The sequence below is a fragment of the Streptococcus oralis genome (genome assembly GCF_026782125.1).
Taxonomy (GTDB): Bacteria; Bacillota; Bacilli; order Lactobacillales; family Streptococcaceae; genus Streptococcus; species Streptococcus oralis_CE.
Map to the genome: position 1 here is coordinate 87,338 of NZ_JAKUVY010000002.1, position 16,117 is coordinate 103,454.

Sequence of the window (16,117 nt, forward strand, 5' to 3'; positions counted from 1 at the left end):
GTCAGTATGTTACTTGAAATTTCGATAAAAAACTTTGCCATTATTGAGGCGATTTCGCTCAATTTTGAAAAGGGTATGACTGTTTTAACCGGGGAAACGGGTGCTGGAAAGTCTATCATTATCGACGCTATGAATCTCATGTTGGGGGCTCGTGCAACGACAGACGTTATTCGTCATGGTGCGCCAAAGGCAGAGATTGAGGGGCTTTTTTCGGTTGAAAATAGTCGCCTTTTACAGGAACTTTTTGAAGAGCAAGGTTTAGAATTGGGTGATGAGATTATCATCCGCCGGGAAATTTTGCAAAATGGTCGTAGTGTTAGTCGCGTGAATGGTCAGATGGTCAATCTTTCTGTCTTGCGTGCCATTGGGCAACACCTTGTGGATATCCATGGTCAGCATGACCAAGAGGAGTTAATGCGTCCTCAACTGCACATCCAGATGTTGGATGAGTTTGGTGATGCTGCTTTCTTGGACTTGAAGGAGACCTATCAGACGAGCTTTGATGCCTATCGCAAAATGCGCAAGCAGGTTTTGGAAGTCAAGAAAAACCAGCAGGAACATAAGGCTCGTATTGAGATGTTGGAATTTCAAATGGCAGAGATTGAGGCAGCGAACTTACAGGCTGGTGAAGACTTAGCTCTCAACCAAGAACGAGATAAACTCCTCAATCATAAAAATATTGCGGATACGCTAACCAATGCCTACAGTATGCTGGACAATGAGGAATTCTCCAGTCTTGCTAATGTCCGTTCAGCCATGAATGACATGGAAAGTGTTGAAGAATACGACCCTGAATACCGTGAAATTTCAAGTTCTCTGTCTGAGACCTACTATGTTTTAGAAGATATTACAAAGCGTTTGGAAGATATTATTGAGGACTTGGATTTTGATGGCAATCGTCTCATGCAGGTTGAAAATCGCTTAGACCTTCTGAATACTATTACCCGCAAGTATGGTGGAACTGTGGACGACGTTTTGCTTTATTTTGCCAAGATTACGGAAGAGTACAATCTCTTGACTGGAAATAATCTTTCTTCTGAAGACATGGAAGCAGAGCTCAAGAAATTGGAAGTCACTCTTGTTGATTTGGCAGGTCAGCTTGCATCTGCTCGCCATGATTTGGCCCAGCAGCTAGAAGCTGAGATTAAGCAAGAATTGCAAGACCTCTATATGGAGAAGGCTCAATTTCAGGTTCGCTTTAGTAAGAGTAAGTTCAGCCGTGAAGGAAATGAAACAGTCGAATTTTACATTTCCACCAACCCTGGTGAGGACTTTAAGCCTTTGGTCAAAGTTGCGTCCGGTGGGGAATTATCCCGTCTCATGCTAGCTATCAAGTCAGCCTTTTCTCGTAAGGAAGGCAAGACCAGTATTGTCTTTGATGAGGTGGATACGGGAGTTTCAGGTCGTGTGGCCCAAGCCATCGCTCAGAAGATTCATAAGATTGGTCAGCATGGTCAGGTTCTTGCTATTTCTCACCTACCACAAGTAATTGCCATCGCGGATTTTCAATTCTTTATTGAGAAGATTAGCGATGAGCACTCAACGGTGTCGACGGTTCGTCTCTTGACTTTAGAAGAGCGAGTAGAGGAAGTAGCCAAAATGTTGGCTGGGGACAATGTAACAGAGGCGGCCCTTACCCAAGCCAGAGAATTATTGCAAACGAGGGAGAAATAAATGACAGACTATTATGTAATTGGAGATGTTCACGGAAAGGCAGGTATGCTAGAAGAACTGCTCAAAACCTGGGATGGTCAAACTCAGTTGCTCTTTCTAGGGGATTTGATTGACCGAGGTGAAGACAGTCGCCGAGTTCTAGAAATGGTAAAAGACTTGGTCGACAATCATGGAGCTATCTGTCTATCAGGAAACCACGAGTATATGTTTTTGACTTGGTTTGATGACCCAGAAGAAAGCTATGACCATTATCGTCGCAATGGTGGTGATACAACCATTAACTCAATCCTAGGTCGTCCCTTGGATGCACCAGTTGATGGCGTAGAAGATGCCAAACGGGTTGCGACAGAAGCAGCAGACTTGGTCGAATTTATTCGTCAAATGCCATTTGTAGTAGAGACAGACAAGTATATCTTTGTTCATGCGGGTATTGACTTGACCTTGGATGATTGGCATGAAACAACGGATTACAAGAAAGTCTGGCTCAGAAAACCATTCCACGAAGCTGAAAATCATACTGGAAAAACCATTGTCTTTGGGCATACACCAGTTTATGGTTTGCTCAAGCAAGACCGAGGTACAGCTGAGCTTTGGATAACAGAGGATGGCAAGATTGGTATGGATGGAGGAGCTGTCTATGGTGGTGTCCTTCATGGAATCATCTTTACAGACCAAGGAATGACCGAACACCACTTTATCGAAAATGATGGCTTTATTGCCGAAGATTAGTACTCCTAGCAGGGTATGGTCTTGTCAAAATGTTAAAAACAATTTATAATTAATAGATACCCTGAAAGGAAGAGCATCATGAACTTAGAAGAATTGAAGAAACGACAGGAGAAGATTCGAAACTTCTCTATTATCGCCCATATTGACCACGGGAAATCAACCCTAGCAGACCGCATTTTGGAAAAGACGGAGACCGTTTCTAGTCGTGAAATGCAAGCCCAGCTTCTGGATAGTATGGACCTTGAGCGTGAACGTGGGATTACCATTAAACTCAATGCTATCGAGCTGAATTATACTGCAAAAGATGGAGAAACCTATATTTTCCACTTAATTGACACGCCAGGACACGTGGACTTTACCTATGAAGTGTCGCGTTCGCTAGCAGCCTGTGAAGGGGCGATTTTGGTGGTTGATGCGGCTCAAGGGATTGAAGCTCAAACACTTGCTAACGTTTATCTAGCCTTGGACAATGATTTGGAAATTCTGCCAGTCATTAACAAGATTGACCTTCCAGCAGCTGATCCAGAGCGCGTGCGTACGGAGATTGAGGATGTCATCGGACTGGATGCCAGCGAAGCAGTCTTAGCTTCAGCCAAAGCTGGTATTGGTATTGAAGAAATTCTTGAGCAGATCGTGGAAAAAGTGCCAGCTCCAACTGGTGATGTGGCGGCGCCACTCAAGGCCTTGATTTTCGACTCTGTCTACGATGCTTATCGTGGGGTTATCCTTCAAGTGCGTGTCATGGACGGAGTAGTCAAACCTGGTGATAAGATTCAGCTCATGAGCAATGGTAAGACCTTTGATGTGACGGAAGTTGGTATTTTCACGCCGAAAGCAGTTGGTCGTGATTTTCTTGCGACTGGTGACGTTGGTTATATTGCGGCTTCTATCAAGACAGTTCAAGATACGCGTGTCGGAGATACAGTGACCCTAGCAAGCAATCCTGCCGCAGAACCATTGGATGGCTATAAGCAGATGAATCCTATGGTCTTTGCAGGACTTTACCCAATTGAGTCAAATAAATACAATGACCTTCGTGAAGCCCTTGAAAAATTGCAACTGAATGATGCTAGCTTGCAGTTTGAACCAGAAACATCGCAGGCGCTGGGATTTGGTTTCCGTTGTGGATTCCTTGGGCTTCTCCATATGGATGTTATTCAAGAGCGTTTAGAGCGCGAGTTCAACATTGATCTCATCATGACAGCACCGTCTGTTATCTATAAAGTTAACCAAACTGACGGTGAATCTATGGATGTGTCTAACCCGTCTGAATTCCCAGACCCAACCAAGATTGCGACTATTGAAGAGCCGTATGTTAAGGCGCAAATCATGGTACCACAGGAGTTTGTTGGGGCAGTTATGGAATTAGCTCAACGCAAACGTGGGGACTTTGTGACCATGGACTATATTGATGATAATCGTGTCAATGTTATCTATCAAATACCACTTGCTGAAATTGTCTTTGACTTCTTTGATAAGCTCAAATCTTCGACGCGTGGTTATGCAAGCTTTGACTACGAATTGTCAGAGTACCGCCCATCTAAGCTGGTCAAAATGGATATCCTTCTCAATGGAGACAAGGTGGACGCCCTCAGCTTTATCGTTCACAAGGATTTTGCCTACGAACGTGGGAAACTCATCGTGGATAAGCTCAAGAAAATCATCCCTCGTCAACAATTTGAGGTGCCGATTCAAGCAGCTATTGGGCACAAAATTGTGGCTCGTACTGATATCAAGGCCCTTCGTAAGAACGTACTTGCCAAGTGTTACGGTGGTGACGTTTCTCGTAAACGCAAACTCCTTGAAAAACAAAAAGCTGGTAAGAAACGGATGAAAGCTATCGGATCAGTAGAAGTCCCACAAGAAGCCTTCCTTAGCGTCTTAAGCATGGATGAAGAATAGAAATAAAAAAAACTCTTGAAGATTTTTCAAGAGTTTTTGCTTTAAATGAGAGTGATAAAATCGGAAGCTAACAGAATAGATTAGGTTAGAATTTGACAGAAGTCCTTATTTTTCTTATAATGCAGATGGAAAGGTGGTAGGATGAAAAAATTATTAATTTTAGGTACTGTAGTTACTGCTAGTGTTTTTCTAGCTTCATGCTCCAATAATTCGCAAACAGCAACCGAAGAAAGTTCGACTGCAGTTGTTAGTTCTTCTAGCAGTCAGGAAACAAGTAGTTCTAGTTCTGCTGTTTCTGAAGCGAAAAAGGAAGAGACGCAAATCATCGGTTCGAATGAATATGGTTTTGTCAAGGTACCCAAATCATGGGTTCAATTCCATGAAGTAGAAGGTGGAAATGATATACAGTATAGTGATGGAACAGATATCAACATTGTTACGCTGAATACCTTTAAGGCTGAGCAGTTTAATATCAGCGAAGAAGAGTATGCTAAACTGGATGTTGTGACTGTCTCATCTAGTATTTTAACTTCCAAAGAACAAAGCTCTGATTTCAGTAAGGTTTGGGGCTCCAAATCGACCATTGGAGGTTATGAAGCCTATGTTGTCAATGCAATTGCTAAGTCAGGGAAATACCTCGTTACCTGGGTTTTCCGATCAAATGATGGTAAAATCCGCTATGTTTCACTTGAAGGGGATGGGGAAACTTTAAAAACAATCTTACCGATGGTTGAAAGTAGCTGGTCAACTACTAAATCTGAATAAATGAAAAAAGAAGATCCTTGGTCTTCTTTTTATTTTTTTTACGAATAGATAGATGAGTAGAAAAAGAAATGGAGTTGTATATGAAGATCACAAACTATGAGATTTACAAATTGAGAAAAGCTGGGCTGACCAATCAACAAATTTTAACTGTTCTTGAGTACGACGAGACTGTAGATCAGGAGCTCTTGCTAGGTGATATTGCAGAAATTTCAGGTTGTCGTAATCCTGCTGTCTTTATGGAACGCTATTTCCAGATAGATGATGCACAGTTGGAGAAGGAGTTTCAGAAATTTCCATCCTTCTCGATTCTTGATGACTGTTATCCTTGGGATCTGAGTGAGATTTATGATGCTCCAGCGCTCTTGTTTTATAAAGGAAATCTAGACCTGTTGAAATTTCCAAAGGTTGCTGTTGTAGGGAGTCGTTCATGTTCTAGTCAGGGAGCAAAGTCGGTTCAGAAAGTCATTCAAGGTTTGGAAAACGAATTAATCGTGGTCAGTGGTTTAGCCAAAGGGATTGATACGGCTGCCCATATGGCTGCACTCCAGAATGGAGGAAGAACGATTGCCGTCATTGGAACAGGATTGGATGTTTTTTATCCCCGAGCCAATAAACGTTTGCAGGAACACATTGGCAATCACCATTTGGTACTTAGCGAATACGGACCAGGTGAAGAACCCTTGAAATTTCACTTTCCAGCTCGTAATCGAATCATAGCAGGACTATGTCGAGGAGTTATTGTAGCAGAGGCAAGGATGCGTTCAGGGAGTCTCATTACCTGTGAGCGAGCTATGGAGGAAGGACGTGATGTCTTTGCCATTCCAGGAAACATTTTAGATGGCCATTCAGATGGTTGTCACCACCTGATTCAAGAGGGAGCAAAGCTGATTAGCAGTGGTCAAGATGTGTTGGCTGAGTTTGAATTTTAAGAAGAAATTTGTTCATTCAGATAAACTTTTCTTCTATATATAGGACTTAGGTCTTGACAGCTATAGAAAAATGGTTTACACTTTATAAAGTTTATTACTTTGAAAAGGTGTGATAGTGTGGCTACGGCAACAAAGAAGAAAAAATCAACAGTTAAGAAAAATCTAGTCATCGTAGAGTCGCCTGCTAAAGCGAAAACGATTGAGAAATATCTAGGCAGAAATTACAAGGTTTTAGCCAGTGTCGGGCATATCCGTGATTTGAAAAAATCCAGTATGTCAGTCGACATTGAAAATAACTATGAACCGCAGTATATCAATATCCGAGGCAAAGGCCCTCTCATCAATGACTTGAAAAAAGAAGCCAAAAAGGCCAATAAAGTCTTTCTGGCGAGTGACCCGGACCGTGAAGGAGAAGCTATTTCCTGGCATTTGGCTCACATTCTCAACTTGGACGAGAATGATGCCAACCGTGTAGTCTTTAATGAAATTACCAAAGACGCAGTAAAAAATGCCTTTAAAGAACCTCGCAAGATTGACATGGACTTGGTCGACGCCCAACAGGCTCGTCGAGTCTTAGACCGCTTGGTAGGGTATTCGATTTCGCCTATTTTGTGGAAAAAGGTCAAGAAGGGCTTATCAGCAGGACGCGTGCAGTCTGTTGCCCTTAAGCTCATCATTGACCGTGAAAATGAAATCAATGCCTTCCAACCGGAAGAATACTGGACAATTGATGGTGTTTTTAAGAAGGGAACCAAGCAATTTCAGGCTTCTTTCTATGGTATGAATGGCAAAAAGATGAAATTGACCACCAACGAAGAAGTTAAAGAAGTCTTGTCCCATTTGACTAGCAAAGACTTCACAGTTGACCAGGTAGATAAGAAAGAACGCAAACGCAATGCGCCCCTACCTTATACGACTTCAACCATGCAAATGGATGCGGCTAACAAAATTAATTTCCGTACTCGAAAGACCATGATGGTGGCTCAACAGCTCTATGAAGGGATCAATATCGGATCAGGTGTGCAAGGTTTGATTACCTATATGCGTACAGACTCGACTCGTATCAGTCCTGTGGCTCAGAATGAAGCGGCAAGCTACATTAACGACCGTTTTGGTAGCAAGTATTCCAAGCATGGTAGCAAGGTCAAGAATGCCTCAGGTGCTCAAGATGCCCACGAAGCCATTCGTCCATCTAGCGTCTTTAACACACCAGAAAGCATCGCTAAGTACTTGGACAAAGACCAGCTCAAACTTTATACCCTTATCTGGAACCGTTTTGTGGCTAGCCAGATGACGGGAGCTATCTTTGATACCATGGCTGTTAAGCTTTCTCAAAATGGGGTTCAGTTTGCAGCGAATGGAAGCCAAGTTAAGTTTGATGGGTATCTTGCTATCTACAATGACTCTGACAAGAACAAAATGTTGCCAGATATGGCAGTAGGAGATGTGGTCAAGCAGGTCAATAGCAAGCCAGAACAACATTTCACCCAACCACCAGCTCGCTATTCGGAAGCGACTCTTATCAAGACCTTGGAAGAAAATGGGGTTGGACGTCCGTCAACCTACGCTCCGACCATTGAAACCATCCAAAAACGATACTACGTTCGTCTGGCAGCCAAACGTTTTGAACCGACAGAATTGGGAGAAATTGTCAATAAACTCATTGTTGAATACTTCCCAGACATTGTCAATGTGACCTTCACAGCTGAAATGGAAGGAAAACTGGATGATGTTGAAGTTGGAGAAGAGCAGTGGCAACGTGTTATTGATGAATTTTATAAACCATTCTCCAAAGAAGTATCCAAGGCTGAAGAGGAAATGGAAAAAATCCAGATCAAGGATGAGCCAGCTGGATTTGACTGTGAGGTCTGTGGTAGTCCAATGGTGATTAAGCTCGGTCGTTTTGGTAAATTCTATGCTTGTAGTAATTTCCCAGACTGCCGTCATACTCAGGCAATTGTCAAAGAGATTGGAGTCGAGTGTCCAAGCTGTCATCAAGGACAAATCATCGAACGCAAAACCAAGCGAAATCGTATCTTCTATGGTTGCAATCGCTATCCAGAATGTGAATTTACTTCCTGGGACAAACCAATTGGCCGAGACTGTCCAAAATGCGGACACTTCCTTATGGAGAAAAAGGTCCGTGGTGGTGGCAAGCAGATTGTGTGTAGTAATGGCGACTACGAAGAAGAGAAAATTAAATAAAATGAAGAGTCCTGAAAATAAATTTCAGGCTCTTTTTACTTGATGCTTGACAAATTTCCTCACTTTGTGGGAAACTAGTAGAAGATTATTTCAATTAGGAGAAGACATGCGTATTATTTACCTTGGTATTGGTTTTATTTCTTTAGCCTTGGCTATTGTTGGGGTTGTCTTGCCCCTCTTGCCAACAACGCCCTTCCTTTTGCTATCGATCGCTTGCTTTTCCAAATCCTCAAAGAAATTTGAAGACTGGCTATATCACACCAAGCTCTATCAGACTTATGTAGCTGACTTTCGCGAGACCAAGTCTATCGCGCGTGAACGTAAGAAAAAAATCATCGTATCTATCTATATCTTGATGGGGATCTCTATTTATTTTGCCCCTCTCTTACCTGTCAAAATTGGTCTGGGAGCCCTAACCATCTTTATCACCTACTATCTCTTTAAAGTCATTCCTGACAAAGAATAGTTAAAATAGTAGTTATTTGCCTTGATAAAAATGAAAGTATATTTAAAATAATATGATATAATAAATTTAAAGAAAACATCAAGGAGAATCAAATGATTTACGAATTTTGTGCTGAAAATGTGACCTTGCTAGAAAAAGCGATGCAGGCTGGAGCTCGTCGAATCGAACTTTGTGACAATCTAGCAGTGGGAGGAACAACACCTAGCTATGGAGTGACCAAGGTAGCGGTTGAACTGGCAACTAACTACGACACCACCATCATGACCATGATTCGTCCCCGTGGTGGCGACTTTGTCTATACTGATCTTGAAATAACGATCATGCTAGAAGACATTCGTTTGACTGCTCAGGCTGGAAGTCAAGGGGTTGTATTTGGGGCTTTAACTGCTGATAAAAAGTTGGATAAGGCTAATCTTGAGAAGTTGATTGCCGCATCTAAAGGAATGGAAATTGTCTTTCACATGGCCTTTGATGAATTGAGTGATGAAGACCAGTTGGAAGCCATTGACTGGCTCAGCCAAGCTGGTGTCACTCGTATCTTAACTCGAGCGGGTGTGTCTGGGGACTCGCTAGAAGAACGTTTTGCTCACTATCACAGAATTTTGGAACATGCAGCTGGTAAAATTGAAATCTTACCAGGTGGGGGAATTGACTTGGACAACCGTCAAACCTTTATCGACCAGCTGGGTGTGACACAATTGCATGGAACCAAGGTTGTCTTTTAAAAAATAGAAAGGAACTGCTAGCTTTTGGTAGCAGTTTTCACTTATGTTTGAAATTTTTAAATCCTATCAGTTTAATAAAGAAAAAGCTCATGCCTATGGTTTTGTAGAAAATGGAGAGGTCTGGAACTATAGTTGCCAGATTTTGCAGGGTGAATTTTTCATGACAGTCTCTATCACACCTGATAATGTGAGCTTTCAGGTCTTTGATCAGGAAACGGGTGACCTCTATCCTCAAGTACACATGGAAAGTATGCGGGGAAGTTTTGTCGGAAGTGTCCGTGAGGCTTGTTTGGAGATTCTTTACCAGATTCGGAAGGCTTGCTTTGATGTGCAGGATTTTATCTGTCCTCAGACTAAGCGTATCATGGCTCAAGTTCAGGAAAAGTATGGTAATCAATTGGAGTATTTGTGGGAAAAATCGCCTGATACAGCTGTATTGCGCCATGAAGACAATCAAAAGTGGTATGCTGTTTTGATGAGAATCCCATGGGATAAGCTGGAAAAGGGCAGAGAAGGGCTGGTCGAAGCAGTCAACATCAAACACGACCAAGTAGCGGATTTACTTTCACAAAAAGGTATTTATCCAGCCTTTCATATGAACAAACGCTACTGGCTTAGTCTGGTCCTTGATGATAGTTTGCAAGATGAAAAAGTGGTAGAACTCATCGAAAAAAGTTGGAACTTGACTGTGAAAAAATAGGGAAATTCGCTTGAGTTTTCAAATACTTTCAATTAACAAAATATTCTTTACTGAAGAAATTTTCAGAAAATAATGGATTTTTTCTTGACAAGTGTTTTTAGCTATGCTAAAATACTAAACAAGATATCAAACGAAGGAGAAAGTCAAACATGAAAACAGCTAAGTTTAATCAATTTGCTTTGTTGTTGAGGTACTCGGGCTAGTGCAAAAGCATTAGTCCTGTTTGGCTTACCAAGCGGGAGTAAATCAACATCTCGCTTGGGCTTCTGAGCGAGATGTTTTTTTAAAACCACATATGGAAAAGGGGAAATCTTATGCGTAAAGTTGAATTTTTTGATACAAGCCTTCGTGATGGGGAACAAACACCTGGTGTTAACTTCTCAATAAAGGAAAAAGTTTCCATTGCAAGACAGCTGGAGAAATGGGGAATTTCTGTAATTGAAGCTGGTTTTCCAGCTGCTAGTCCAGATTCATTTATAGCCGTTCAAGAAATTGCTAGAGCCATGAAAAAAACAGCAGTGACAGGATTAGCTCGTTCTGTAAAATCTGATATTGATGCGTGTTATGAGGCTCTTAAGGATGCCAAGTATCCACAAATTCATGTCTTTATCGCTACTAGTCCGATTCACCGCAAGTATAAGCTCAATAAGAGCAAGGAAGAGATTTTAGAAGCTATCAAGGAACATGTTTCTTACGCACGTTCTAAGTTTGAAATCGTCGAATTCTCTCCTGAAGATGCGACTAGAACAGAGTTGGATTTCCTCTTACAAGTTGTTCAAACAGCGGTCGATGCAGGTGCATCTTATATCAATATCCCTGACACAGTTGGCTTTACGACTCCAGAAGAGTTTGCACGTATCTTTGATCACTTGACTGAAAATATTAAATCAGATCATAAAGTTGTCTTTGGTGTTCACTGTCACGATGATCTCGGTATGGCAACTGCAAATACTTTGATAGCAATTAAACACGGTGCTGGACGTGTCCAGGGAACTATTAATGGTATCGGTGAACGCGCAGGTAATGTTGCTCTTGAAGAAGTAGCTGTTGCTTTGAAGATTCGTGAGGATTTCTTCCAAGCAACTAGTGATATTGTTTTGGATGAAACAATGAATACGTCAGAAATGGTTTCTCGCTTCTCTGGTATTCCAGTTCCTAAAAACAAGGCTGTCGTTGGTGGCAATGCCTTTTCTCACGAGTCTGGTATTCACCAAGATGGAGTTCTTAAAAATCCTCTTACTTATGAGATCATCACACCTGAATTGGTCGGTGTTAAGAGTAATAGCCTTCCGCTTGGAAAATTGTCAGGTCGCCATGCTTTTGTTGAAAAACTAAGAGAATTGGCTCTAGACTTTACAGAAGAGGATATCAAACCACTCTTCGCCAAGTTCAAGGCACTAGCGGATAAGAAACAAGAAATCACAGATGCAGATATTCGAGCTCTGGTAGCTGGAACCATGGTTGAAAATCCAGAAGGCTTCCACTTTGATGATTTACAACTTCAAACCCATGCAGATAATGACATTGAAGCGCTTGTTAGCCTAGCCAACATGGATGGTGAAAAAGTCGAATTTAATGCGACAGGGCAAGGTTCCGTTGAAGCGATATTTAATGCTATTGACAAGTTCTTCAATCAATCTGTTCGCTTGGTGTCCTATACTATCGATGCGGTGACAGATGGAATCGATGCCCAGGCTCGTGTTTTGGTCACTGTTGAAAACAGAGATACAGAAACCATCTTTAACGCAGCAGGTCTTGACTTCGATGTGTTGAAAGCTTCTGCTATTGCCTATATCAATGCCAATACCTTTGTTCAAAAAGAGAATGCTGGTGAGATGGGGCAAAGTGTTTCCTACCGAGACATGCCTAGTGTGTAAAGGAGAAGGCTATGACAAAGAAAATAGTAGCTCTAGCAGGAGATGGAATCGGTCCAGAAATTATGGAAGCTGGTTTAGTGGTTCTGGAAGCTCTAGCCGAAAAAACTGGCTTTGACTATGTGATAGACAGGCGCCCCTTTGGAGGTGCAGGTATTGATGCTACGGGGCATCCCTTACCTGATGAAACCCTCAAGGCATGTAGAGAAGCAGATGCTATTCTCCTAGCAGCTATCGGTAGTCCTCAGTATGATGGCGCAGCGATTCGGCCTGAACAAGGCTTGCTGGCTCTTCGTAAGGAACTCAACCTCTATGCTAATATTCGCCCCGTAAAAATCTTTGACAGTCTCAAGCATTTGTCACCTCTCAAACCGGAACGAATTGCTGGTGTAGACTTTGTCGTGGTGCGTGAGTTGACAGGTGGAATTTACTTTGGGGATCATATCCTTGAAGAACGCAAAGCGCGTGATATCAACGACTACAGCTATGAGGAAGTAGAGCGGATTATTCGTAAGGCCTTTGAAATTGCAAGCAATCGCAGTAAAATCGTTACTAGTATTGATAAACAAAATGTTCTGGCAACCTCTAAACTCTGGCGCAGAGTGGCTGAGGAAGTCGCACAGGATTTCCCAGATGTAACCTTGGAACACCAGTTGGTGGACTCAGCTGCCATGCTCATGATTACCAATCCTGCTAAATTTGATGTCATCGTGACAGAAAATCTTTTTGGAGATATTCTCTCAGATGAATCAAGCGTTCTATCTGGCACACTTGGAGTCATGCCATCTGCTAGTCATTCTGAAAAAGGGCCAAGTCTTTATGAGCCTATTCACGGTTCGGCACCTGATATTGCAGGTCAAGGAATTGCCAATCCTATCTCTATGATTTTGTCAGTTGCTATGATGTTGAGAGACAGTTTTGGACGTTATGAGGATGCAGAGCGTATCGAGCGTGCTGTTGAAGCTAGTTTAGCGGCTGGCATTTTAACAAGAGATATTGGAGGACAGGCTTCTACTAAGGAAATGACAGAAGCCATCATTGAAAGATTATGAAGATAAATGAAGGAATCACGCTTGCCCTCTTGATTTGGAATTTGCTGATTTTCTCGATTTATGGCATTGACAAATCCAAGGCAAGAAGAGGTGCTTGGCGCGTCCCAGAGAAAATTTTACTCATTTTAGCCTTTACTTGTGGTGGTTTTGGTGCCTGGTTGGCAGGAATCATATTTCACCACAAGACTAGAAAATGGTATTTCAAAACAGTTTGGTTTCTCGGGATGGTGACCACACTAGTAGCCTTATATTTTATTTGGAGGTAATGGATGGCAGGAAAATCGATTTTTGATAAATTATGGGACCGTCATGTCATCACAGGAGAAGAAGGGCAGCCCCAACTCATGTATGTGGATCAGCACTATATTCATGAAGTGACCAGTCCCCAAGCTTTTCAAGGATTACGAGATGTAGGTCGCAGATTGAGACGGCCAGACTTGACATTTGGGACCTTTGATCACAATGTACCAACCGTCAATATCTACGATATTCGAGATGTCATTTCTAAGGCTCAAATTGATAAGCTTGCTGAAAATGTTGAGGAGTTTGGAATTGAACATGCGGCCCACGGTTCTGAAAAGCAGGGGATCGTTCACATGGTAGGTCCAGAGACAGGACGGACGCAACCAGGAAAATTCATCGTCTGTGGAGATAGCCACACAGCTACTCACGGAGCTTTCGGAGCTATCGCTTTTGGGATTGGGACCAGTGAGGTCGAGCATGTCTTTGCTACTCAAACCCTCTGGCAAGTTAAACCCAAGAAAATGTTGGTTGAATTCACTGGAGTTCCTCAAAAAGGAGTTTATTCTAAGGATTACATTCTCGCCTTAATTGCCAAGTACGGCGTTGCTTGTGGTGTAGGATATGTGGTGGAATATCGTGGGCAAGCGATTGATGCTCTGACCATGGAAGAGCGAATGACCATCTGCAATATGTCCATCGAGTTTGGCTCTAAGATGGGCATCATGAATCCAGATCAAACTACCTATGATTATCTCAGAGGACGAGAATGTGTTCCAGAGGATTTCGAGGAGGCAGTTGCCGACTGGAAGACCCTTGTCAGTGATAGTGATGCTGTTTATGATAAGGTTATCCGGATGGATGTCTCAGACTTAGCTCCTATGGTGACCTGGGGAACCAATCCTGCTATGGGCGTTGACTTTGACAGTAGTTTTCCAGAGATTAAGGATATGAATGATGAGCGAGCCTACAATTACATGGACTTGGAGCCTGGTCAAAAGCCAGCGGACATTGAACTAGGCTATATTTTTATCGGGTCTTGTACCAATGCTCGTCTCAGTGACTTGCAACTGGCTGCTCGATTTGTAAAAGGGAAGAAAATAGCTCCCAATCTAACAGCAATTGTAGTTCCAGGCTCTCGTCCTGTGAAACGAGCTGCTGAGAAGTTGGGCTTGGACAAGGTCTTTCTGGATGCTGGCTTTGAGTGGAGAGACCCAGGTTGCTCCATGTGTCTAGGGATGAATCCCGACAAGGTACCAGATGGCGTGCACTGTGCTTCAACCAGCAACCGTAACTTTGAAGATAGACAGGGATTTGGCGCTAAGACCCATCTCTGCAGCCCAGCCATGGCAGCTGCAGCAGCTATCGCAGGGCGCTTCGTAGATGTTCGGCAAATGCCAGAGGCCCAGTAAGGAGAGGATATGGAGAAATTTACAGTTTATACGGGAACGACTGTTCCTCTCATGAATGATAACATTGACACCGACCAAATCCTTCCCAAGCAGTTTCTCAAGTTAATTGATAAAAAAGGCTTTGGTAAGTACCTCATGTATGCTTGGCGTTATCTGGACGACAAGTATACTGAGGATCCTGACTTTGTCTTTAACCGACCTGAATATCGAAAAGCTAGTATTCTCATCTCAGGGGATAACTTCGGGGCAGGGTCTTCCAGAGAACACGCAGCTTGGGCTCTAGCTGACTATGGGTTTAAGGTCGTGATTGCAGGATCTTTCGGGGACATTCATTATAATAATGAACTCAATAATGGCATGTTGCCTATTGTTCAGCCTAGGGAGGTTAGAGAAAAACTAGCCAAACTCAAACCGACCGATCAGGTAACTGTGGACTTGGAAAAACAAAAAATCATCTCACCAGTTGGAGAATTCACTTTCGAAATCGATAACGAATGGAAACACAAGCTCTTAAATGGTTTGGATGATATCGGTATTACCTTGCAGTACGAAGATTTGATTGCTGCTTATGAAAAACAACGCCCAGCCTATTGGCAGGAATAGAATAGAATAAAAATAGAAAAGGAAATAGAACTATGACAAAACACATTCAATGGAACGGAACACTTTCTCAAGAAGGCTATGACATTTTAAAAGGTGAGGGCGGATGTATCGTTTGCCCTACTAAAGTCGGATACATTATCATGACTAGCGATAAGGCAGGTCTTGAACGCAAATTCGAAGCTAAAGAACGTAACCGTAACAAACCAGGTGTTGTACTTTGTGCTAGCATGGATGAGCTTCGTGCTTTAGCACAACTCAATCCAGAAATTGAAGCCTTCTACCAAAAACATTGGGACGAAGACATCCTACTTGGTTGTATCCTTCCATGGAAACCAGAAGCTTTTGAGAAATTGAAAGCATATGGTGATGGTCGTGAAGAACTCATGACAGACGTTCGTGGTACTAGCTGTTTTGTCATCAAGTTTGGTAAAGCTGGTGAACAGTTGGCTGCTAAACTTTGGGAAGAAGGCAAGATGGTATACGCCTCATCAGCTAACCCATCTGGAAAAGGAAACCGTGGTAAGGTGGAAGGAATCGGAGAACGAATCGAAGGAGCAGTGGATCTTGTCATCGAAGCTGACGATTATGTAGCATCCATCCAACCTGACAAAACCATTGAAACTCGCTACGAGCAAGGTGTGATGGTGTCTATGGTTGATAAAGATGGTAAACTCATCCCAGAACAAGGAGGAGACCGTTCAATCTCACCAGCACCAGTTGTTATCCGCAAAGGGCTTGACATTGATAAAATCATGATGCACCTGTCAGATACCTTTAACTCATGGGACTACCGTCAGGGTGAATATTACTAAGATAAAAAAAGAAGTCTAGTGTTATGAGA

At 42.5% G+C, this 16,117-nt stretch carries 15 protein-coding genes; all 15 read left to right on the forward strand.

Going from position 1 to position 16,117, the window contains the following annotated elements; all coding sequences use genetic code 11:
• Positions 1-6: 6 nt before the first annotated feature.
• The gene (gene recN / locus MK385_RS01965) at positions 7-1,674 is read left to right on the forward strand and encodes a DNA repair protein RecN (RefSeq protein WP_268725146.1); all 1,668 of its coding nucleotides are present in this window, start codon (positions 7-9) and stop codon (positions 1,672-1,674) included.
• Positions 1,675-2,403, forward strand: coding sequence for a metallophosphoesterase family protein (locus MK385_RS01970; protein WP_268725147.1), 729 nt, complete (start codon positions 1,675-1,677; stop codon positions 2,401-2,403).
• A 78-nt stretch (positions 2,404-2,481) separates the two neighbouring features.
• Entirely contained in the window at positions 2,482-4,305 is a 1,824-nt protein-coding gene (gene lepA, locus MK385_RS01975; RefSeq protein WP_001047193.1) for a translation elongation factor 4, read from the forward strand.
• Positions 4,306-4,446: 141 nt separating this feature from the next.
• Positions 4,447-5,070 (forward strand): hypothetical protein, encoded by a 624-nt coding sequence (locus MK385_RS01980; RefSeq protein WP_061586936.1) that lies wholly within the window; start codon positions 4,447-4,449, stop codon positions 5,068-5,070.
• An 80-nt stretch (positions 5,071-5,150) separates the two neighbouring features.
• The gene (gene dprA, locus MK385_RS01985) at positions 5,151-5,999 is read left to right on the forward strand and encodes a DNA-processing protein DprA (protein WP_061586937.1); all 849 of its coding nucleotides are present in this window, start codon (positions 5,151-5,153) and stop codon (positions 5,997-5,999) included.
• A 117-nt stretch (positions 6,000-6,116) separates the two neighbouring features.
• Positions 6,117-8,204 carry a type I DNA topoisomerase gene (gene topA, locus MK385_RS01990; RefSeq protein WP_268725148.1) on the forward strand — a complete coding sequence of 696 codons (2,088 nt, stop codon included), beginning with the start codon at positions 6,117-6,119 and terminating at the stop codon, positions 8,202-8,204.
• Positions 8,205-8,310: 106 nt separating this feature from the next.
• Entirely contained in the window at positions 8,311-8,670 is a 360-nt protein-coding gene (locus MK385_RS01995; RefSeq protein ID WP_268725149.1) for a YbaN family protein, read from the forward strand.
• A gap of 92 nt (positions 8,671-8,762) precedes the next feature.
• Positions 8,763-9,395, forward strand: a complete 633-nt coding sequence (locus MK385_RS02000; RefSeq protein ID WP_268725150.1) for a copper homeostasis protein CutC — start codon at positions 8,763-8,765, stop codon at positions 9,393-9,395.
• 43 nt (positions 9,396-9,438) lie between these two features.
• Positions 9,439-10,095: an MmcQ/YjbR family DNA-binding protein gene (locus MK385_RS02005; protein ID WP_268725151.1), complete on the forward strand. Its 657-nt coding sequence runs from the start codon at positions 9,439-9,441 to the stop codon at positions 10,093-10,095.
• 314 nt (positions 10,096-10,409) lie between these two features.
• Complete coding sequence (locus tag MK385_RS02010; protein ID WP_268725152.1) at positions 10,410-11,972, forward strand: 2-isopropylmalate synthase; 1,563 nt, start codon at positions 10,410-10,412, stop codon at positions 11,970-11,972.
• Between the two features lie 11 nt (positions 11,973-11,983).
• Entirely contained in the window at positions 11,984-13,021 is a 1,038-nt protein-coding gene (leuB, locus tag MK385_RS02015; protein WP_268725153.1) for a 3-isopropylmalate dehydrogenase, read from the forward strand.
• A complete protein-coding gene (locus tag MK385_RS02020) occupies positions 13,018-13,287 on the forward strand; it encodes a DUF1294 domain-containing protein (RefSeq protein WP_268725154.1) in 270 nt (89 codons plus the stop codon). Before leuB ends, MK385_RS02020 begins: the two co-directional genes overlap by 4 nt.
• Before the next feature lie 3 nt (positions 13,288-13,290).
• Positions 13,291-14,673 carry a 3-isopropylmalate dehydratase large subunit gene (leuC, locus tag MK385_RS02025; RefSeq protein WP_268725155.1) on the forward strand — a complete coding sequence of 461 codons (1,383 nt, stop codon included), beginning with the start codon at positions 13,291-13,293 and terminating at the stop codon, positions 14,671-14,673.
• Between the two features lie 9 nt (positions 14,674-14,682).
• The gene (gene leuD, locus MK385_RS02030) at positions 14,683-15,276 is read left to right on the forward strand and encodes a 3-isopropylmalate dehydratase small subunit (protein WP_125441057.1); all 594 of its coding nucleotides are present in this window, start codon (positions 14,683-14,685) and stop codon (positions 15,274-15,276) included.
• 32 nt (positions 15,277-15,308) lie between these two features.
• Positions 15,309-16,088, forward strand: a complete 780-nt coding sequence (locus tag MK385_RS02035) for an L-threonylcarbamoyladenylate synthase (protein ID WP_268725156.1) — start codon at positions 15,309-15,311, stop codon at positions 16,086-16,088.
• Positions 16,089-16,117 lie beyond the last annotated feature (29 nt).